This window comes from Streptomyces sp. NPDC051740 (genome assembly GCF_044453165.1).
Taxonomy (GTDB): domain Bacteria; phylum Actinomycetota; class Actinomycetes; order Streptomycetales; family Streptomycetaceae; genus Streptomyces; species Streptomyces atrovirens.
This window is the reverse complement of record NZ_JBITCL010000038.1, coordinates 23,558-41,071: the sequence shown is the minus strand read 5'-3', so window position 1 is coordinate 41,071 and position 17,514 is coordinate 23,558. Positions and strand designations below refer to the sequence as shown.

Below are 17,514 nucleotides of genomic sequence, written 5' to 3'. Positions count from 1 at the left end.
GAAGCACGGTCAAAAGCCGGTGTGACACGGCACATCCGTGCGGCGACCGGTGGCCGAGCGCGCATCCCGCGGCACGGGGACACGGGCCGGCATGACGAGAAGAGCCGGGAACAGGGCGTCGGCGGAGACGGGGAAGCAGGGAGGGGCACAGGGACAACGGCGCTCAAGCGCGCTGACCACCCCGCTGCTGTACTTCTTCATCCTGGGTGACGTGCTCGGCGCCGGCGTATACGTCCTGGCCGGCGCCCTCGCCACCGCCGGGGCCGTGTACGTGCTGGTGGGCATGGCCTGCTGCTGGTCGTCTTCCTCCTGGTCAACACGGCGGTGCTGGTACTGCGCCGGGACCCGGGCGAAGCCGACCACTTCCACACCCCGACCGCACTGCCGGTACTGGGCATCGCGTCCTGTGCCGTGCTTGCCACGCGGATCGAGGCCCGGGTGTGGCTGCGCGGACTGACGATCGTGGCCGTCGGCACGGGGCTTGCCGCACTCACCGCCGTGCGGCGAACCAGGCCGGCCGGCCGGTCGGGGCGACTGCGGGGCCCTACCGGCCCTTGGCGCACAAGGTCGCGTCCACCACTTGCTGGAGATGGCGCAGGCTGTCTCCCTCAGCCGCCCAGGTCGTGGTGTAGACGGTCACGGTGCCGCGACCGCCCGTGGCCCTCCCGCCGCCCACCGAGTTGCCCGGCAGATCGCCGCCGTGGCCCCAATAGGAACCGCCACAGCTGAGCGGGATCGAGGCGACGCCATAGCCGTAACGACTGCCCGCCGGATAGACGTCGCGGCCGCTGACGTCGGTGGTGTCCCGGGCCATCAGGCGCACCGCCCAGCCGGGCAGCAGTTGCCCGCCGAACAGGCCGTCCCAGAACGCGTTGAGGTCCTCGGGCGTGGAGACGAGTCCGCCGGACGCGCCGAACTCGTACCCCGGCAGCTCGGTCACGTCCACCCGGCCCGCCTGCGGGTAGGCCGGGTGGACGCCGTAGTTGCGGGCGTGCGGTCCGCGCAGGGTGAACTCACCGGGTGCGGGCCAGTAGGTGTCGTCCAGGCTCAGCGGGCGCAGAATCGTGCGTTCGACGTACGTGCGGAAGTCGGTCCCCGACACCCTGTCGATCACCATGCCCAGCACCAGGTAGTTGGTGTTGGAATAGTCCCAGTCGGTGCCGGGTTCGAAGAGGGGTTCCTCCTTGAGCGCGAGGGCCAGATAGTCCTCGGACGTGCCGGGCCGGCTCCAGTCGACCAGTCCGGAGTACTCCGGCAGGCCGCTGGTCTGCTTGAGCAACTGCCGTACGGTGACGGTGCGCCCGGCGAGCTGCGGTACGTAGGTGCCCGCGCGGTCGTCGAGCCGTATCCGTCCGTCCACCACCAGACGCATCACGGCTGTCGCGGTGAACGCCTTGGTGTTGCTGGCCAGCCGGAACCGGCCCTGCGAACCGACCATCGCACGGCCCGATTCCAGGTCCGCGACGCCGGCGGTACGCGTCCTCCTGCCGTCGTACGCGAGGGCGCCCGGCACCCCGTCCTCCTCGATGAGCAGATCCAACTGCCGCTGCACCGGGTCGGACTCGCGGGCCGCCACTGCCGGGGCGAGGGTCCCGGTGAGCACAGCGGCGAGCAGGACTGCGACGGCGAAGCGTTTGCGATGCATGTGTGTTCCCCCTTGTCATGGCCGGCCGGAGCGGCCGGATCACGTGCTCATCGATGACCTTGCCAGGCCCCCGCCCCGAGATCACTACGCCCAGGACCCGGACCGAACTGCGGCCAACCCCCTTGACACGGGCGGTATTCGACCGACGACCACGGCCGGCGTGATGGGCCGGGCCTTCGACGCCTTCGTCAAGGGCGGCTGGACCGTGGAGTCCACGACTCCCGGGAACGAGACGGTCAAGGGCACGGCGACCGTGATGGCGGACGGCGGCGGCAACGGCGGTTTCACCATCGTCTGGGCCGGCGAAGGCGCCCCGGTCACCTGGTCCGGTGGCTGGCTGCTGCGCGGCGGCCACCTGCGCATCGATGTGTACGACGCTCCTCAGGACGTGGACCGGCTGACCGGCGGGGAGGCCCTCACCGTTCCCAAGGAGGTCGGGGAAGGCGCGTTCCTCCTGCTTCCCTGGCAGCCGCCGGGCCACAGCGGTACCGGCGACGGCCAGCAACTGAAGGTCACCTACAAGAACGACGTCCTGCGCATCGTCCACACGGAGCGGAGCGGCGGTGAGTCGGTCCACGTGTGTACCCGTGCCGCCTGATCAGGCCCGGGTCCACCGCCCCGCGCACCACCGTCCCCGGGCTCGTGGAGGCCGGCCTCGCCCGGTCGCCCGCCAGGGTATGACCGTCACCTCAACCGATCGCGCCCGCCCTCGCGGCCCTGACCGGTGCCGGCGTCGTCTTCGTCGGCGGTCCGGCTGTCACCGGACCGGGCGAGGTGATCAGGTGGACGGCCGACCGGTGATGGACGGCAGAATCGTCGTCCTGATCCGGCGGCAGGTCACGAAGCCGTTCACGGTCACCGCTGTCCAGATGACGGTATTGGCCAAGGGCCACCACAGATCCTCTCCCCGCTCACCCCGGCCGAGACCGCCGATCCAGCCGACCGCCCAGCTGACCGCGAGGATCAGAGCCGGCCACCTGGCCCATTGCCAGGTCCACATGGTCCATCGGGCATGGGCTTCTTGCCGGTCCCGCTCGTCCTGCTGGGATTGTGTGCCGTCCATGACTGTCGTCTACCCCGTCCTCGGTCTTGGTTTCCCGGACCTTCGACGGGGGAGGGCCACAGGGGCCGGCTTCGACTGCTCCAGGAGCGCTGGGGTACCCCATCGGCCCCGGTCCCGCCGTGGGCGACGCACTCGGCGAGCGCGGTCCGGCCGATGGAGCGACCATGAGGGTACGACGTGCCATGGGGCGGGAGCGGGTCCACGATCCCGAGCCGGGGGCGCGGAGGAAGGGACTGACCGTGATGAAGGCGCTTCAGTACCGCCGCATCGGCGCTTCCCCGGAGGTCGTCACCGTCCCCGACCCGGAGCCGGGTCCGGGCCAGGTCCTGCTGAAGGTCACGGCGGCCGGCGTGTGCCACTCGGACATCGCGGTGATGAGCTGGCCCGCCGAGGGCTTCCCCTACGAGCTGCCATTGACCCTGGGGCACGAGGGTGCGGGGAGGGTCGAGGCGCTCGGTGCCGGTGTGAGCGGGTTGAAGGAGGGGGACGCCGTCGTCGTGTACGGCCCGTGGGGTTGCGGTACCTGTGCCAAGTGTGCGGAGGGGAAGGAGAACTACTGCCTGCGCGCGGGAGAGCTCGGCATCTTCCCGCCGGGACTGGGCTCACCTGGAGCGATGGCCGAGTATCTGCTCGTCGACGACGCCCGCCACCTCGTTTCCATCGACGGTCTGGATCCGGTCGCCGCGGTGCCGCTGACGGACGCCGGGCTCACGCCGTACCACGCCGTCAAACGCGCGCTGCCGCGACTCGTGCCCGGCTCCACCGCGGTGGTCATCGGAACGGGCGGGCTCGGTCATGTCGCCGTTCAGCTCCTGCGGGCCATGTCCGCGACCCGCGTGATCGCCCTCGACGTCAGCGAGGAGAAACTGGCCCTGGCGCGGACCGTCGGCGCGCACGAGACCGTGCTCTCCGACGCGCAGGCGGCCGGGAAGGTGCGGGACCTGACCGGCGGGATCGGCGCCCAGGCCGTGTTCGACTTCGTCGGCGTGGAGCCGACCGTGCGCACCGCGGGGGCCGTCGCCGCCGTGGAGGGCGAGATCAGCATCGTGGGCATCGGCGGGGGCGCCTTGCCCGTCGGTTTCGGCACGCTGCCCTTCGAGGTGTCGGTCAACGCCCCCTACTGGGGTTCACGCGGCGAACTGATCGAGGTCATCGGCCTCGCCCGGGCCGGCGTCGTCGCCGTCCACACCGAGACGTACTCCCTCGACGAGGCACCACTCGCCTACGAACGTCTGCACGCCGGTGAGGTGAACGGCCGGGCCGTCATCGTCCCCCACGGGTGACGTCGGACTGCGGCCCCGCGAACCGGTACCGGCGTCACGTGATCCAGGCGGCGGGTTCGTAGGTACGCACGGGCGGGACGGGTGCCGACGAGGTGGTGGAGGGCGGCCGGTCCGCTGGTGTCGGCGGTCGAAGGCCGGCGGAACCCGGCGGTGTCCCACGCAGCGGTGTCGCGGTAGGCGTCGTGTGCCGACTGCCGGTTCCGTCCAGGACGGCCGTCACCGCCGGCCGCCAGTAGCCGCGCCGCCGTGCGGGCCCGCTCGATCTGTCTGACGGCACCCCGGGTCAGCCCGGTCGCGGCCCGGAACCGACGTTCGACCGTGCGTCCCGAAACGGCCGGGCGGTGACCGCGCAGCACCTGGACGACCAGTGGGTCGCGGACCACGGTCCCGGCGCGGACGAGACGCTCGACCAGGGCCTCGGCGTCGTCGGGGCCGGGCGTCCGCGTACGCCCGGCCGTCCAGCTCCCGGAACACCAGGCCCAGGCGCGCTCCTGCGACGGATGTCATCGCCGCGACCTGTTCGCTCGTGTATGTCCACACGGTTTCGACCCACGGCGAGCCGGACCGGCGCGTCTCGGACCGCAGTCCCACGGGCGCAGGATACGCCGCGTCGTGGTGGCCGAGCAGGGGCCGGGGTCCGCTCCGGCGGCGATCCGCGGACGCCGGTCGGCGGCGTCAGGCACAACCGGACGGTCCACGGACCGTTCCGCCGCAAGCCGAGGCAGCGGCTTTCTCGGACCCGGTCCAGCGGGCCACGCGGTAGCGGAGGTGGACGACTCCCGAGCTGAAGGTGCGGGTCTCGACGGGTTCGGGACCCACCCGGCGCTCGCGTCGGGGAGAAAACGGAATGCCACCGCCGACCGGTCGGCCTTCGACGAGCAGGTCCCTCGTCGTTGACGAGCCGGGGCGCTGCCGAAGACGCTTCACCGCCCCGGCCCGTACCGTCCCGTCCCGGCCGGGACGGTACGGGCCGGACCGGGCCAATCATGGTGATCCTTCCGATGTACCGGGCCGGGCGGCGCACCCAGGACGGTGTCGACGGACCGGAGTCGCGCCGGACCCCTGGTGGACGCTCAGGCCAGGTGGATCCCGACTCCGGACTCACGCAAGGCCTGCAGAGTGGACGGGCCGTTGGGATGAGTCTGCGGGTCGGCGGCGGCGGCATCGGTGACGAAGTGATCCACGGCGCCAAGAGGTGCGACCTGGCTGAACGCCCGGACACCGAGCTTGGTGGCGTCCGCGACGGTGACGGTGCGGGCGGACTGCGCGAGCCCGGCCTGCTTGACGGCCGCATCGTCCAGGGAGAACTCGGACCAGCCGCGCTCGGCGTGCACCCCTCCGATGGACATCACGAAGCAGTCGAAGCTCAGCGACTCCAGGGTGCGCAGGGCCAACGGGCCCACCAGAGAACGCTCGCCGGGCCGGGACAGCCCTCCCACGACGATGAGTTCGATCCCCGGCCGGTCCGCCAGGACGGTCGCCGTCTGCAGGCTCAGCACGGCGACCGTCAGCGGCGCCCGCTCCGCCAGATGCTCCGCGACGTGCACCGTGGTGGTCCCCGCGTCCAGCAGGACCCGCGAGCCGGGTCCCACCATCGCGGCCACGGCCGCACCCAACCGGTCCTTCGTGGCGGTCTGCCATTCTTCCCGGGCGGCGAAACCTCCGCCCTCCTCCCGCTGGCGAGTGGCGACCGCACCGCCGTGGACCCTGCGCACCAGGCCCTGACGCTCCAGCGCGTTCAGGTCCCGGCGCACGGTCATCTCGGACACCCCGAGACGCTCGGAGAGCTCCGAGACGGACAAGGTGCCCGAGCCCTGGACCAGGCGCAGGGTCAGATCGAGACGATTGGCGACACTCATGACGCGTTTCTAACATATTTTTGTTCACTTGAACATTTGATGGCTCCGTCGCGGAGGCATGTCAGACGTGGGAGTGCGTCAGAGGGGACGCTCCCGCAAGGAGCCGCAGACGACGTTTATCGAACGTGAAAATGTTCAAATGGACTTCTGCGTGTTAGAAATGATTCCCGGGTGTCGCCGACCGACGGAACCTGACCCCTGCGGTCGGCCCGGCCTCCGACAGGCCTTCCCTGTCGGAGGCCGCCCAGTGTCAGATCTCGTGTAGGGAGCATCCTGTGAACACCCGCCCGCATTCGTTGGTGATCCTCGTCGCCGGACCGTACCGATCGGGCACCGGTGACGACCCGCGCAAGCTGGAGGCGAACGTCCGCGCGATGAACGAGACCGCCCTGGCGCTCTTCCGCGCCGGCCACCTCGGAGTCACCGGCGAGGCACTCGCCCTGCCGCTGCTGGAGGCCGCAGGCAGCACCGGCCCCGGCGACGCCGCCTACGAGGAGATATTCCACCCCGTCGCCGAGCAGCTCCTCTCCCGCTGCGACGCGGTCCTGCGCATCGGTGGCCCCTCCGAGGGCGCCGACCTGATGGTCGCCCGGGCGCGTGCCTGGGGCAAGGCCGTCTACACCGGCCTCGACGACATCCCGGCCGCCCGGTGACCGCCGGGATCGACGTACCCGACCGGCGCGGCCGTACCGGTCTCGACCGGCACGGCCGCGATCTGACCGCCAACCCGCGGGTGCGTGTCCTCGACGTGCAGGTCCTGTCGTGCGACTGGTACGTCCTGCGCAGGACGACCTTCGACTACCGGCACAGCGACGGGCACTGGAGCCGCGAGCAACGCGAGACCTACGACCGCGGCGACGGCGCCACCCTTCTCCTCCACAACGCCTCCCGCGGCACCGTTCTGCTGACCCGTCAGTTCCGGCTGCCCGCCTATGTCAACGGTCATCCCGACGGCATGCTCATCGAGGCAGCGGCCGGCCTCCTGGACGGGGACACGGCCGAGGAGGCGATCCGCAGGGAGGCGGCCGAGGAGACGGGCCGGACGGTCGGCACGGTCGAGCACGTCTTCGACGTCTACATGAGCCCCGGCTCGGTCACCGAACGCCTGCACTTCTTCGCCGCCCCCTACGAAAGTGCCACCACCCCTGAGGAGGGAACGCGAGGAGTCGCCGGCGAGGGCGAGGACATCGAGGTCCTGGACCTCCCCTTTCCCGCGGCCCTCGCCATGATCCGCAGCGGAGAGATCGTCGACGCGAAGACGATCATGCTCTTGCAGTGGGCCGCGCTGGACGGGCCCTTCCGGCACACCAGCCGTTGACACACCCCTCTGCCGTTCGACGGCGACGTTGCCAGCCGACACTCCCGCGGGGCTCAGAGGTCCTGGCAAGGCGTTGGATGTGGCGGTGGGTGCCCGGAACCGGGAGACGCGCGGAGCGTGACGGGTTGACCCTTCCCCTACGTCGGGCTTGAGACTGCGGGCCGATGAAAGGGGCAGGTGGGTGAGTTATTCCGTGGGGCAGGTCGCGGCCTTTGCCGGGGTGACGGTGCGGACGCTGCACCACTACGACAAGGCGGGGCTGCTCTCGCCCGGCGACCGCAGTCCGGCCGGGTACCGGCTCTACAGTGACGCCGACCTGGTGCGTCTGCAGCAGATCCTCTTCTACCGTGAACTGGGCTTCTCCCTCGAGGAGATCGCCGTCATCTTCGAGGACCCGCAGGCCAACGCCCTGGACCATCTGCAGGCCCGGAAGCGGCAGTTGGAGGAGGAGATCGCCCGGCTGCAGCGGCTGGCCGAGGTCGCGCAGCGGGCGATCGAGGTCCAGCGGACCGGGGTGCCGATGACTCCCCGGGAACGCTTCGAGGTTTTCGGTGAGATCACCTTCGACCTGAGCTATGCCACCGAGGCGGAGCTGAAGTGGGCGCACTCGGCAGGGCAGCGCGAGGCGATGGAACGCGCGGCCGCCCACACCAAGGAGGACTGGCGCCGGCTCATGGGCGAGGCCGCCGCCTGGCGCGCGGAGCTGCTCACGGCCTTCGACCAGAGGGAGCCGAGTGACGGCGAGCGGGCCATGGACCTCGCCGAGGAGCACCGTCTGCACATCTCGCGCTGGTTCACCTCCTGCCCGCCCGACATGCACCGCCGTATCGCGGACGACTTCGCCGCCGACCCGCGCGCCTTCGCCCTGGTCGTGCCGCCCTCACAGCAGCGCCCAGGCCTGGCCTCCTACCTGTGCAAGGCGGTCCACGCCAACGCCGCCCGCCGCACAGGCGGCCGTACCGATTCCGAGGAGAAGCAATGAGGATTCTGATCGCCGCGGCCGGATCGCGCGGCGACGTCGCGCCCTACACGGGTCTGGGCGCCCACCTGCGCCACGCCGGATACGACGTCACCCTGGCCACTACGGACGCCTTCGCACCCCTGGTACGCGATGCCGGGCTGGCCTTCCGCTCCCTGCCCACCGACCCACGCGGGCACGGCGCCGTCACCGGCAAGCGTGAGCTGATGCGCAGTGCCGCAGCCTTCGTCACCGAACTCGGCCATGGCTTCGCCGACGCGCTGGCCGAGGGCACGGATCTGCTCCTGCTGTCGACCACCACGGCCCCCCTCGGCTGGCATCTGGCCCGGGCCACGGGCACGCCGAGCCTGGGGGTGTACCTCCAGCCCACCGCACCCACCGGCGACTTCCCGCCCGTCGTCACAGGCTCACGCTCGCTGGGCCGCCTCGCCAACCGTGCGGCCGCACGCTTCGCGCTGCACATGACCGACCGCCTCTACGAACAGGCCGTCGCACAACTGCGCCACCGACTCCAACTGCCACCCCTCTCCGCCGCCCGGATGCGCCGACGGCAGGAGCAGGCGAACTGGCCCGTCCTGTACGGCTTCAGCACCGCACTGGTACCCCGCCCCTCCGACTGGCGCTCCGGGCTGCAGGTCGTGGGCAACTGGTGGCCCCATCACGAGGCGACCGAACGACTCCCTCCACAGGTGGAGGACTTCCTGAACGCCGGGCCCCGGCCCGTCCTCATCGGCTTCGGCAGCATGGCGGCCGGCCACGGAGAACGACTGAGCGACATCGCGGCGCACGCGTTGCGCCGCGCCGGGCTGCGCGGCATCCTCCAGACCGGCAGCGCCGGGCTCACCGCCGACGGCGACGACATGCTCACCATCGGGGACGTACCGCACGCCCTGCTGTTCCCGCGGCTGGCCGCGGTGGTCCACCACGCCGGTGCCGGCACATCGGCCGCCGCACTGCGTGCCGCGGTGCCGGCGGTCACCGTGCCGGTGACGGCCGACCAACCGTTCTGGGCGGAACGGCTTGCCGCCCTCGGCGCCGCGGCCGGCCCGATTCCCTTCCGGTCCCTCACCGCCGAACGGCTCGCCGACGCCCTCGACCGTGTGGTGAAGCAGCAGACGTACACACGAGCCCCTGCGGCCGCGGCGCATCACATGGCGGCCGAGGACGGAGCGGGCCAAGTTTTCAAAGCCATCCGGCAGCTGACCGACGCGTGATGCCGAACGATCCACTGGTCCCTCTTCCGACCTGACTGCGCTGCCGAGGCGGAGAGATTCCTGGTGAAGGGCTGGTCCACCAGGGCAGCCGCGTGAGTCAGGGGCCTTCCGACGTCGCCTGTGCGGCCCAGATGGTGCAGACCTCGTGGGCCGTGTCCGTCAGCAGTTCGGTGTTCCGCCCGGGCGGGGCGTCGGTGGCGAGGATCGGCCCCATACCGACCCGGGGGAGTGCGGCCCGGGTGGAGAGCCGGCCCGTCCTGTACGGGCGGACCTCCACGAGCCGGCCCGGCCGGGGCGTGTCCCACGAACGGGGGCGGCCGGCCGGGACTGCGACGGCCATGTGGCTCCGCGACCGGCAAGGGCTCAGGGAGACGTCGTTTCCGGCCACGCCGGTCACGCGCGCACGGCCCGGCAGCGAGTGGCCGGGCGCCTCCGGTTCTCCGGCCGGGCGGCCGGCAGAGTCCAGCGGCAGGACGTGCGACTCCAGCCGCCCTCTCCGCCTGGGTGCGCCCCGCCGCCACCGACACCCCGATGACGGTGGCCGGCCAGGACGCCGCCGACGGCACCTCCGCCTTCACCCTCGGCCTGCGCCCGACCGCGGACTCCCCGGCCACCTGGGCCTTCCGCTACGGCGCCACCACCCTCACCGGCGGCAAAGCCTCCGCCGGCGGCTGGGCCCACCTGACCGGCCTGTACGACACCGAGGACAACACCCTGCGCCTCTACGTCAACGGCAAGGAGGCCGCCTCCGAAACCGGCGTCGCCCCGGTGGACGCCCCTGGCGCCTTCCAGATCGGCCGCGACCGCGGTGATGGAGGCGCGCGCCGGCAGGGCGAAATCGGCGACGTCCGCGTCTGGGACCGGGTCGTGCCCCGCGAGGAGATCGAGGAGTTGGTTCCCGCCCCGCCGAACTGGCCGCCGCCTGGGACATCGAGCGGACCGATGACGGCGCGATCCCCGACCGGGACGGCGACGAGCCGCTCACCCCGCACGGCGGCGCCGGCTTCTACACCCCCGACTACGATGCCCGCTTCGAAGACCCCGAGTGCGTCGATTTCCCGGCGGGCGCCCTCGACGGCAACGACCACCTGACCCTGACGGCACGGACGACTACGCCGCCACCAGCGGCCCCCTCGTCGACACCGCCGACAGCTACAGCGTCGGCCTACGGGTCCGCTTCGCCGCCACCATCCCAGACCGGCCGATGACCGTCCCGTCCCAGGGCGACGCCGACAGCGACGCCTTCGGGGTCCGCCACGATCCGGCCGCGTCCGAGTGGCAGCTGGTCGTCACCGACAGCAGCGGACCGGGCACCGCGGAGACCGTTGTCGCCGGGCCCGGAGCGCCCACGGCCTACTCCGACGAAGTGGTCGTGGTGTACGACGACTCCGAGGGTCACACCACCCTGCACGTCGGGGGAGGCCATGACCACCACGGAGTTCAACGCCTCCTGGAACGCCCCCGACCCGCTTCAGATCGGCCGCGGCCACACCGCCGACGGCGGCTGGGGTGAGTACTTCCACGGCGGAGTGGACACCCTCCGCGTTTTCGGCGGAGCCCTCACCGCGTCCCAGACGAAATCGTCTGCCTACCTCTACCGAGGTCCGCGGGAGCATCCTCCGGATGTTCCCGGCCCGCTCGGCACTCCGGCCCGGGTTCACGATCTTGTTGCGAACCCGGCGGGGAACGCATTTCGTCAGCCGCCGCGTCGCTTTTCATCGGTTGACCAAGCGAGGCCGCGGAACAGCTCGACCACATCGACTCGGTTCGCGGCCGCCGTCCTCTCCGCCGCCGCCCTCCTCGGCCCGAGGACCTCCTGTGAGGCGGATCCGCACCTCCTGCGGTTCACCGCCGACATCGAACCGATCACCTACGAGCACCCCGGCTGCGAAGAGCCGCCGGCATCTGAGGGCGGCCATGGCGCGTTCGCCGAGGTGCGGATCTTGGCGCGGTCCCGGTTGTGACGCCGGCGCCGACCGCGCAGGTTCCTGCCCCGGAACGGGGCGCGGACGGCCACGCCAGCGCCTTGGCGGGCCTTGTCCGCCCAGCGCTTGACGTTGTCGGCGGTCAGGGCGGTGGGGATGCCGTGGGTCCGGGCCGCGGTCAGATCGTGCACGGCTCCGGGGAGTTCGTCCGGGGCCCGGATCGGACGGCCGGCCGGATCCGCGTGTTCATCACGTGGTGCTTCTTCTTTCCCGAGTGGTACGGCCGGTCGGCGGCGACGCGGTCGATCGGCAGCGCGGTGCCGTCGAGGATGACGTACGTCTTCTTCCGCCCGGTCCGCATCATCTGCTCCAGCGTGGGCGCCGGAGCGACCAGGAGGCCGGCGGCCTCGCGTACGCACCGGTGGACCGTCGCGATCCCGACATCGATACTGGACGGGTGGACAAGCACGCGAGAGGTCCTGGCGGACTGGTGATCCTGGTCGTGAACCCGTCCACCAGGAGCTTTCCTCATGCCCACCGCCGGGACCACCGGTCCAACCATCCGGCAGGTCGGAAACGACTCACCGGGAGTGGGGCCGACTGCCGGCACCGGACGCGGACAAGCACATCGTGGACCTGGTCCGCTCCCGTGGCGTGCGCGGATGTGTGAGGTGATCGTGAACCGCCTTCCGGGCGCGCTGGGCCGGATGTGAGGATGCCGGGTATGGACATGGACATCCGCCGCAGGAACAACGTGCTGGCCACCGGTCGTGCCGATGGACCGGCGGTGGTGCTGGCGCACGGGTTCGGCTGTGATCAGAACATGTGGCGCCTGGTGGTGCCCGCGCTGGCGGAGCGGTACCGGGTGGTGCTGTTCGACTACGTGGGCTCCGGCGGTTCGGACCCGTCCGCCTGGAGCGAGGAGCGCTACTCCTCCCTGCACGGTTACGCCCGCGACGTGGTGGAGGTCTGCGAGGAGCTGGGTCTCGAGCGGGCCGTGTTCGTGGGGCATTCGGTCAGTGCCATGGTCGGGGTGCTGGCGGCCGAGGCCGCGCCGGAGCGGATCGGGGCGCTGGTGATGGTGGCCCCCTCACCCTGCTATATCGACGACGAGGGGTATCGCGGCGGGTTCACCACGGAGGACATCGACGAGCTGCTGGCCTCGCTGGAGTCGAACTACCTGGGCTGGTCCTCGGCCATGGCCCCGGTGATCATGGGCAATCCGGAGCGGCCGGAGCTGGGGCAGGAGCTGACCAACAGCTTCTGTGCCACCGATCCCGCCATCGCCCGGGTCTTCGCCCGGACCACGTTCCTGTCCGACAGCCGCGACGACCTGAAGCGCGTCGATGTGCCGACACTGGTCCTGGAGTGCTCGCAGGACGTCATCGCGCCGCGGGAGGTCGGTGCCTACGTACAGGCCGCCATTCCTTCCTCCCGGCTGGTCACCCTTGAGGCGACCGGGCACTGTCCGCAGCTGAGCGCCCCGGAAGCCACCACGGCAGCGCTGTTGGACTTTCTGCAGGAGCTGTCGTGATGTGCCGCACGGACGGTGGGCAGGAGCCGACCGGCACAGGAGACGAGGAGCGTACGGACGCGGCGTTCACCGCGCTGCTGGAGGACAGTGCCGAGGAACTGTACGACGCGGCGCCCTGCGGTTACCTCTCCACGCTGATGGACGGCACCATCGCCAAGATCAATACCACGTTGCTGGACTGGCTGGGCCTGGAGCGGGAGGCCGTGGTCGGACGCCAAAGGTTCGTGGACCTGCTCTCCGTGGGCGGGAAGCTGTATCACGAGACTCACTTCGCTCCGCTGTTGCGGATGCAGGGCGAGCTGCGCGGCATCGCCCTGGAGATGAAGACGGCGGGCGGCGGCCGGCTGCCGGTACTGGTCTCCTCCGTCGTCAAGCACGGCAGCGGGGGCGATCCGCTGCTGATCCGCACCACCGTCTTCGACGCCGCCGACCGCCGCGCCTACGAAGAGGAGCTGCTGCGCCGACGCGAGGAGGCCGAGCAGGCGCGGGCCCAGGCCGAAAAGGCCCGGCGGCAGGCCGAGGCCGACCGGGAACGGCTGGCCGACGCGCTCGCCGTGCTCCAGAAATCCCTCGTGCCCGACACCCTCCCTGCTGTGCCGGGACTGGAGGCAGCCGCCTGCTACCACACCGCCGCTCCGGACCGCCTCGGCGGCGACTTCTACGACCTGTTCCCCATCGACGGCAAGCGCTGGGCGTTCTTCCTCGGTGACGTGTGCGGCAAGGGGCCCGAGGCCGCCTCGCTGACCTCGCTGACCCGCTACACCCTGCGCGCCGCAGCCCTTCATGACCCCGAGCCCGCCGCCGCGCTGACCACGCTGAACGCCGTCCTGCACGAGCGGTATGCCGCCAGCGGCGATCCCCGCTACTGCACCTGCATCTTCGGCACCATCGAACCGGATCCCGGAACCGGCGAAGCCACCGTCCGCCTCGCCTCCGGCGGCCACCCGCCGGCTCTCGTACTGCGCACCGACGGCCGTGCCGACTTCCTGCCCACCCCCGGCGGACTGCTCGTCGGTGTCCTGCCCACCGCCCCGACCGGCACCGTCCAGACCACCCTCGCCCCCGGCGAGACGATCCTCCTCTACACCGATGGCCTCACCGAGGCCCGCACCGGCCCCCGCCGCGACGACCTGTACGGCGAAGAAGCCCTGCACGCCTTCGCCGCCGGCCATGCCCCCGCCGCACCTCAGGAAGTGATCACCGCACTGACCGGGCTGTTGGAAAGCCTCGGTGACGGTCTCGACGACGACACCGCCCTGCTCGCCCTCGGCGTCCCCGCCACCCATCCCCGCACCCGCCCGGCAACGAACCACCCACGATGAGCCCGCTGAACATCACACACGACGACACCGCGACCGGCCCCGTCCTGCACGTGGTCGGCGAACTCGACTACGTCCAGGCCGCCGCCCTGCGCCACCGGGCCGAGCAACTTCCCCTGGCTCCGGGGCAGTGCCTGACCATCGACCTGTCCGGCCTGGAGTTCTGCGACTCCACCGGCATCACCGCTCTCCTCGCCGCCCGTCAGCACGCCCACGCCTCGGGCGCCGACATCGCCCTGCACGCCGTTCCCCCCAACCTGATGCGCATCCTCACCCTGGTCGGCCTGGACCAGATCTTCACCATCCGTTCCAGCGCCCCCGCCTGAAGCATGTGCCCGCTGGCGTTCGCCCTGGTGCCGCAGGGGCCGGCGGGCGGTATCCGCCGCGTCGACGGGCGCTGTGTTGTCCGGTCAGGCGGCTTCGTCCCCCTTGCCCTGGAAATCGTCGTCTTCAGCCGTTTGCCGGTGTGCGGCCTTCTCGCGGGCGCGCAGGACGGCCCGGGCGAGGGCGGCTGTGCAGTGAGAGGGAGCGTCCGGTCAACGGCGGATCTGCTGATCAAGGCCGCGGATGTCCTCTACCTGGACCGGGTGCCCTTTCTGCTCGAACGGGTCTGCGTGCTGGGGGTCTCGATGACGTCCATCCGAATGCTCTACGGCAGGTTCTCGGGGGCGGGACTGCCATTTTCCCGGCCGTCCTGCCGACCGACGAAACAGAGTCCGCCTCCTTGACCGGAACCGGCGCGGACAGGATCGTCGGTGACCCGGAGAAGTACCTGCTGGGGCACTTCAACGCCTTGCGCGAGTTCTACCGTGGTGCGTCCCAACGGCAGTTTCTCATCGTGCTCTGGTGGGACTGAAACGGACCGCCTCCCCGGCGGCTCATGTCAGCGTCTGGGGAATTACGCGAGCGTCCACGGCGGCTTGGTCGTGGTCGCCGTGTGGATGGTGTACGACGCAGCATCGGCTCCGGCGGCGTCCACGTCATGCAGATTCGTGTTCGCGGACATCACAGCCCGCGAAGGTCGCCGTTCTGGAAAACACGGACCACCGCTACTGGCCACGGCGCCGGTACGGGACCTACCACCGCCAGGCGTACTGCTCCGACGCGGCTCGCACGCCAACACCGGCGATGCCGACCGCTCCCGGGTCGCGAGGGAGGTGCTCGATCCCCGGGTCAGGCGTGGCTTGACGCATGGCCTCCCGTCTCCAGGGCAACCGACAGACACGCCTCACGTTTAGGAGCTGCATCATGATGATCGTAGGAATTGTCGCTGTGTGCGTCGTTCTCGCCGTTCTTGCTTTCCTCGTACCGCGCCTCTCCCACCACCCGCAACGGGGGACCCAGCGCACGCTCGGCCTCGGTTCACGAGCCGGAGGAAAGGCTCCCGGTATCCTCGGTCGCGCTTTCAGCAAGCCCTTCCGCAGCAGCTCCAAGGCTGTTGGCCGCAGCGGTTCGGCCGGTCGGCGGGCCCGTGGCCGCATGCCGTTCTGAGTGGCGATGTGATCCGTCGTGAGCAACTCCGGGAGAGGGCACGTACTCGGCCGATGTGATGCGCACCATCGTTTACAAGAGCGGCGAGTTTCTGCCTGCTTGGCTCGTCCCCGCCGTCATCGGCGCGGTCGTGGCGACAATGACCACTCTCGCGCTGCACAGAAGAAATAACCATTAGTGGTGCGCCGGCGCGGTGTTGCTCTTCACGCCCTTCGTCGCCTTCCTGCCGGCGAAGGGCGGTGAGCCCTTCGTATGGCCGATCCGGCCAGAGGCACCGCATGGTCATGAGCCGGGCCGGCGCCGACGCAGGAAAGAACCACCACCACTGCTGCGTCGCGATCGATGAGAGCGACCGCCGGCCGTCGTTCCCGTACGGGCCGACTGACCAGTCGGCAGCGGCTGCCGGTTAGAAGGTCACCCTCAGTCAGAAGCCGTCATTGTCCGCCAAACGCGCATTCCTGATGAAGACTTCATGGTCCTCAGTGCCCGGAGAGATTCTGCTGCGTCCACTCGATCATGTCGGCGGACGACCCGTACTCGGCGCGGGAGACGAACAGGGTGGGGGCGGTCCATGGCACGGCACAGCCGGAGGTGTCGGTGATGGAGAGCTTGTCGTCGCAGCGTACTTCGGGGTCCCAGCTGATCGGCTGCTTGGTCCACAACGTGGTGTTGCCGGGACTGCGGGTGGGTGCGCACGTGGTGGTCCAGGTGATGGCCAGCGGCGGGAGGTAACCCGTCGACTTCGGCATCACGAGCGGGTCGGGTCCGCTCCGCTGCAGGCTCGTGGCGGACAGGACCATCTGCTGGGCGGTGGCGAACAGCGCGGTACCGGCGATCCTGCCGTCGCTGTCGAAGCAGGCGTACTGCACATGGGATCGATCTGGCACTGCATGGTCCGAGTGGCGTACCAGAATCCGTCCTCGTCACCGGCGCATCGTTCGCCGGTAACGGGACATCGGCAGCCTGCGCATGTCTTTGTCTGTCATCGTCCGGGTGCCGGCAGGTATCTGCTCCTTCTGTTCGGCGGATGCTGTGAGGGTGAAACAGCAGGGGAGGCCGGGGAGGCGAGGGGGTGCCGAGAGCGAGGACGCTCAGAGCGACAGAGCAGACGAGCCTGCGTCGTATCACGTGAAGCCCTTCACACAGGGACTGTTGAGCCTGGGGGAGGTGCTTCTTTCGTGCCGTACTCGAGCAGCCTCGCGGGCGTGAGGGAAAGGACGTTGTCCTCAGGGCGAAAACCTTCGTCCACACAGCCACCGGCCGGTCCCGGTTCGCTCCGTGTCGACAGCAAGGACCCCGGAGTGGTTCCGGTTTGCGCTCTCTCGGTTTCGTGTCAGTGGGATCAGTGACAATAACAGTGGCGGTTCTGGACTGGACTGAGGTGCAGGTCAGGATGGAGTTCTGTCATTCGCGTTCGCTGTTGTGGAAGTGAGAGAACCGGTCTTGTCCGCTGTCCTCTGCTGAGAGGTGTGCAGGTTGTGCACTGGTATGAAAGCGAGAGATCGCGGTTGAATGTCGTGGTGAGCGACTACTGGACACCCGCGCATCAAGCGGTCGAGCAGGAGGGTGCTGAGGCACGCAATCGACGCCGAGGGCGATGGCTCCCTGCAGGACGGGCAGCCGTTGACTGTGCACACCACGGCCGTGTTGCCGGCCTTCGGGGCTGATCCGGAGCTCGCAGACCCAGACGGCCGCCCCCTCCATGGGCATGGCCGATCACTACGGCCGCGACCTGGCCGTGAAACTGCTGCGGGCCCTCATCAGCGGACGAGCCGCCGATGACAGGTGAGGGTGCGGGCGATACTCGTGAAGGCGAGGAAGTGCTCGGAACTGCGCTCGTAGCGGCGGTGGAGGCGGCAGTCGGCGGGGCACGTCAGGTGCAGC

The 17,514-nt window shown here is 70.3% G+C and carries 20 protein-coding genes and 1 pseudogene; 14 read left to right on the top strand and 7 right to left on the bottom strand.

All coding sequences use genetic code 11. The features are described 5' to 3' along the window. Nucleotides 1-544 precede the first annotated feature (544 nt). Entirely contained in the window at nt 545-1,645 is a 1,101-nt protein-coding gene (locus ACIA6T_RS34555) for a serine hydrolase domain-containing protein (protein WP_399450463.1), read from the bottom strand. 163 nt (nt 1,646-1,808) lie between these two features. On the opposite strand from ACIA6T_RS34555, the gene ACIA6T_RS34550 reads away from it, so the two are divergent. Continuing rightward, on the top strand, nt 1,809-2,243 hold the full coding sequence (locus tag ACIA6T_RS34550; protein WP_399450462.1) for a hypothetical protein: 435 nt from the start codon (nt 1,809-1,811) through the stop codon (nt 2,241-2,243). A gap of 180 nt (nt 2,244-2,423) precedes the next feature. Here the strand turns inward: ACIA6T_RS34550 and ACIA6T_RS34545 are convergent, their stop codons facing one another. After that, nucleotides 2,424-2,708, bottom strand: a complete 285-nt coding sequence (locus ACIA6T_RS34545) for a hypothetical protein (RefSeq protein ID WP_399450461.1) — start codon at nt 2,706-2,708, stop codon at nt 2,424-2,426. 242 nt (nt 2,709-2,950) lie between these two features. Here ACIA6T_RS34545 and ACIA6T_RS34540 point away from each other — a divergent pair, with 242 nt between their 5' ends. Further along, nucleotides 2,951-3,991, top strand: a complete 1,041-nt coding sequence (locus ACIA6T_RS34540) for an NAD(P)-dependent alcohol dehydrogenase (RefSeq protein ID WP_399450465.1) — start codon at nt 2,951-2,953, stop codon at nt 3,989-3,991. Nucleotides 3,992-5,064: 1,073 nt separating this feature from the next. Here the strand turns inward: ACIA6T_RS34540 and ACIA6T_RS34535 are convergent. Then, nucleotides 5,065-5,850 (bottom strand): DeoR/GlpR family DNA-binding transcription regulator, encoded by a 786-nt coding sequence (locus tag ACIA6T_RS34535; protein WP_399450460.1) that lies wholly within the window; start codon nt 5,848-5,850, stop codon nt 5,065-5,067. A gap of 275 nt (nt 5,851-6,125) precedes the next feature. Here ACIA6T_RS34535 and ACIA6T_RS34530 point away from each other — a divergent pair, with 275 nt between their 5' ends. The 4 genes from ACIA6T_RS34530 to ACIA6T_RS34515 all read left to right on the top strand — a co-directional run bounded on the left by ACIA6T_RS34530 (nt 6,126) and on the right by ACIA6T_RS34515 (nt 9,361). Next, on the top strand, nt 6,126-6,503 hold the full coding sequence (locus ACIA6T_RS34530) for a DUF4406 domain-containing protein (protein WP_399450459.1): 378 nt from the start codon (nt 6,126-6,128) through the stop codon (nt 6,501-6,503). Further along, entirely contained in the window at nt 6,500-7,168 is a 669-nt protein-coding gene (locus ACIA6T_RS34525) for an NUDIX domain-containing protein (protein WP_399450458.1), read from the top strand. The genes ACIA6T_RS34530 and ACIA6T_RS34525 overlap by 4 nt, the downstream gene beginning before the upstream one ends. Before the next feature lie 181 nt (nt 7,169-7,349). Next, nucleotides 7,350-8,150 (top strand): MerR family transcriptional regulator, encoded by an 801-nt coding sequence (locus tag ACIA6T_RS34520; protein WP_399450457.1) that lies wholly within the window; start codon nt 7,350-7,352, stop codon nt 8,148-8,150. Beyond that, nucleotides 8,147-9,361: a glycosyltransferase gene (locus tag ACIA6T_RS34515; RefSeq protein WP_399450456.1), complete on the top strand. Its 1,215-nt coding sequence runs from the start codon at nt 8,147-8,149 to the stop codon at nt 9,359-9,361. Before ACIA6T_RS34520 ends, ACIA6T_RS34515 begins: the two co-directional genes overlap by 4 nt. Nucleotides 9,362-9,458: 97 nt before the next feature. Here the strand turns inward: ACIA6T_RS34515 and ACIA6T_RS34510 are convergent, their stop codons facing one another. Continuing rightward, on the bottom strand, nt 9,459-9,701 hold the full coding sequence (locus tag ACIA6T_RS34510; protein ID WP_399450455.1) for a hypothetical protein: 243 nt from the start codon (nt 9,699-9,701) through the stop codon (nt 9,459-9,461). 164 nt (nt 9,702-9,865) lie between these two features. Here ACIA6T_RS34510 and ACIA6T_RS34505 point away from each other — a divergent pair, with 164 nt between their 5' ends. Then, on the top strand, nt 9,866-10,453 hold the full coding sequence (locus ACIA6T_RS34505) for a LamG-like jellyroll fold domain-containing protein (protein WP_399450454.1): 588 nt from the start codon (nt 9,866-9,868) through the stop codon (nt 10,451-10,453). Between the two features lie 332 nt (nt 10,454-10,785). After that, on the top strand, nt 10,786-11,325 hold the full coding sequence (locus ACIA6T_RS34500) for a hypothetical protein (RefSeq protein ID WP_399450453.1): 540 nt from the start codon (nt 10,786-10,788) through the stop codon (nt 11,323-11,325). Between the two features lie 139 nt (nt 11,326-11,464). On the opposite strand, the gene ACIA6T_RS34495 is transcribed toward ACIA6T_RS34500, so the two are convergent. After that, the gene (locus ACIA6T_RS34495; protein ID WP_399450452.1) at nt 11,465-11,755 is read right to left on the bottom strand and encodes a hypothetical protein; all 291 of its coding nucleotides are present in this window, start codon (nt 11,753-11,755) and stop codon (nt 11,465-11,467) included. Between the two features lie 261 nt (nt 11,756-12,016). Here ACIA6T_RS34495 and ACIA6T_RS34490 point away from each other — a divergent pair, with 261 nt between their 5' ends. From ACIA6T_RS34490 to ACIA6T_RS34465, 6 genes are all read left to right on the top strand, one after another. Continuing rightward, nucleotides 12,017-12,820: an alpha/beta fold hydrolase gene (locus ACIA6T_RS34490; protein ID WP_399450464.1), complete on the top strand. Its 804-nt coding sequence runs from the start codon at nt 12,017-12,019 to the stop codon at nt 12,818-12,820. Continuing rightward, entirely contained in the window at nt 12,820-14,142 is a 1,323-nt protein-coding gene (locus tag ACIA6T_RS34485) for a PP2C family protein-serine/threonine phosphatase (protein ID WP_399450451.1), read from the top strand. Before ACIA6T_RS34490 ends, ACIA6T_RS34485 begins: the two co-directional genes overlap by 1 nt. Next, nucleotides 14,139-14,465 (top strand): STAS domain-containing protein, encoded by a 327-nt coding sequence (locus tag ACIA6T_RS34480; protein WP_399450450.1) that lies wholly within the window; start codon nt 14,139-14,141, stop codon nt 14,463-14,465. The genes ACIA6T_RS34485 and ACIA6T_RS34480 overlap by 4 nt, the downstream gene beginning before the upstream one ends. Before the next feature lie 3 nt (nt 14,466-14,468). Beyond that, complete coding sequence (locus tag ACIA6T_RS34475) at nt 14,469-14,867, top strand: hypothetical protein (RefSeq protein ID WP_399450449.1); 399 nt, start codon at nt 14,469-14,471, stop codon at nt 14,865-14,867. Further along, complete coding sequence (locus ACIA6T_RS34470; RefSeq protein WP_399450448.1) at nt 14,864-14,995, top strand: hypothetical protein; 132 nt, start codon at nt 14,864-14,866, stop codon at nt 14,993-14,995. The genes ACIA6T_RS34475 and ACIA6T_RS34470 overlap by 4 nt, the downstream gene beginning before the upstream one ends. 392 nt (nt 14,996-15,387) lie before the next feature. Then, nucleotides 15,388-15,630 (top strand): DUF6411 family protein, encoded by a 243-nt coding sequence (locus ACIA6T_RS34465; protein ID WP_355566328.1) that lies wholly within the window; start codon nt 15,388-15,390, stop codon nt 15,628-15,630. A 479-nt stretch (nt 15,631-16,109) separates the two neighbouring features. On the opposite strand, the gene ACIA6T_RS34460 is transcribed toward ACIA6T_RS34465, so the two are convergent. Both ACIA6T_RS34460 and ACIA6T_RS34455 read right to left on the bottom strand, forming a co-directional pair. Continuing rightward, nucleotides 16,110-16,517 (bottom strand): hypothetical protein, encoded by a 408-nt coding sequence (locus tag ACIA6T_RS34460; protein WP_399450447.1) that lies wholly within the window; start codon nt 16,515-16,517, stop codon nt 16,110-16,112. Between the two features lie 873 nt (nt 16,518-17,390). Beyond that, nucleotides 17,391-17,486: pseudogene (locus tag ACIA6T_RS34455) on the bottom strand (IS5/IS1182 family transposase); the annotation flags it as partial. Between the last annotated feature and the right edge of the window lie 28 nt (nt 17,487-17,514).

What these genes read in the sequence shown, in the direction of transcription:
- ACIA6T_RS34555 (WP_399450463.1), bottom strand. Translation starts at nt 1,645, where the DNA reads ATGCATCGCAAACGCTTCGCCGTCGCAGTCCTGCTCGCCGCTGTGCTC.
- ACIA6T_RS34550 (WP_399450462.1), top strand. Translation starts at nt 1,809, where the DNA reads ATGGGCCGGGCCTTCGACGCCTTCGTCAAGGGCGGCTGGACCGTGGAG.
- ACIA6T_RS34545 (WP_399450461.1), bottom strand. Translation starts at nt 2,708, where the DNA reads ATGGACGGCACACAATCCCAGCAGGACGAGCGGGACCGGCAAGAAGCC.
- ACIA6T_RS34540 (WP_399450465.1), top strand. Translation starts at nt 2,951, where the DNA reads ATGAAGGCGCTTCAGTACCGCCGCATCGGCGCTTCCCCGGAGGTCGTC.
- ACIA6T_RS34535 (WP_399450460.1), bottom strand. Translation starts at nt 5,850, where the DNA reads ATGAGTGTCGCCAATCGTCTCGATCTGACCCTGCGCCTGGTCCAGGGC.
- ACIA6T_RS34515 (WP_399450456.1), top strand. Translation starts at nt 8,147, where the DNA reads ATGAGGATTCTGATCGCCGCGGCCGGATCGCGCGGCGACGTCGCGCCC.
- ACIA6T_RS34510 (WP_399450455.1), bottom strand. Translation starts at nt 9,701, where the DNA reads ATGGCCGTCGCAGTCCCGGCCGGCCGCCCCCGTTCGTGGGACACGCCC.
- ACIA6T_RS34500 (WP_399450453.1), top strand. Translation starts at nt 10,786, where the DNA reads ATGACCACCACGGAGTTCAACGCCTCCTGGAACGCCCCCGACCCGCTT.
- ACIA6T_RS34490 (WP_399450464.1), top strand. Translation starts at nt 12,017, where the DNA reads ATGGACATCCGCCGCAGGAACAACGTGCTGGCCACCGGTCGTGCCGAT.
- ACIA6T_RS34485 (WP_399450451.1), top strand. Translation starts at nt 12,820, where the DNA reads ATGTGCCGCACGGACGGTGGGCAGGAGCCGACCGGCACAGGAGACGAG.
- ACIA6T_RS34480 (WP_399450450.1), top strand. Translation starts at nt 14,139, where the DNA reads ATGAGCCCGCTGAACATCACACACGACGACACCGCGACCGGCCCCGTC.
- ACIA6T_RS34475 (WP_399450449.1), top strand. Translation starts at nt 14,469, where the DNA reads ATGTGCCCGCTGGCGTTCGCCCTGGTGCCGCAGGGGCCGGCGGGCGGT.
- ACIA6T_RS34465 (WP_355566328.1), top strand. Translation starts at nt 15,388, where the DNA reads ATGATGATCGTAGGAATTGTCGCTGTGTGCGTCGTTCTCGCCGTTCTT.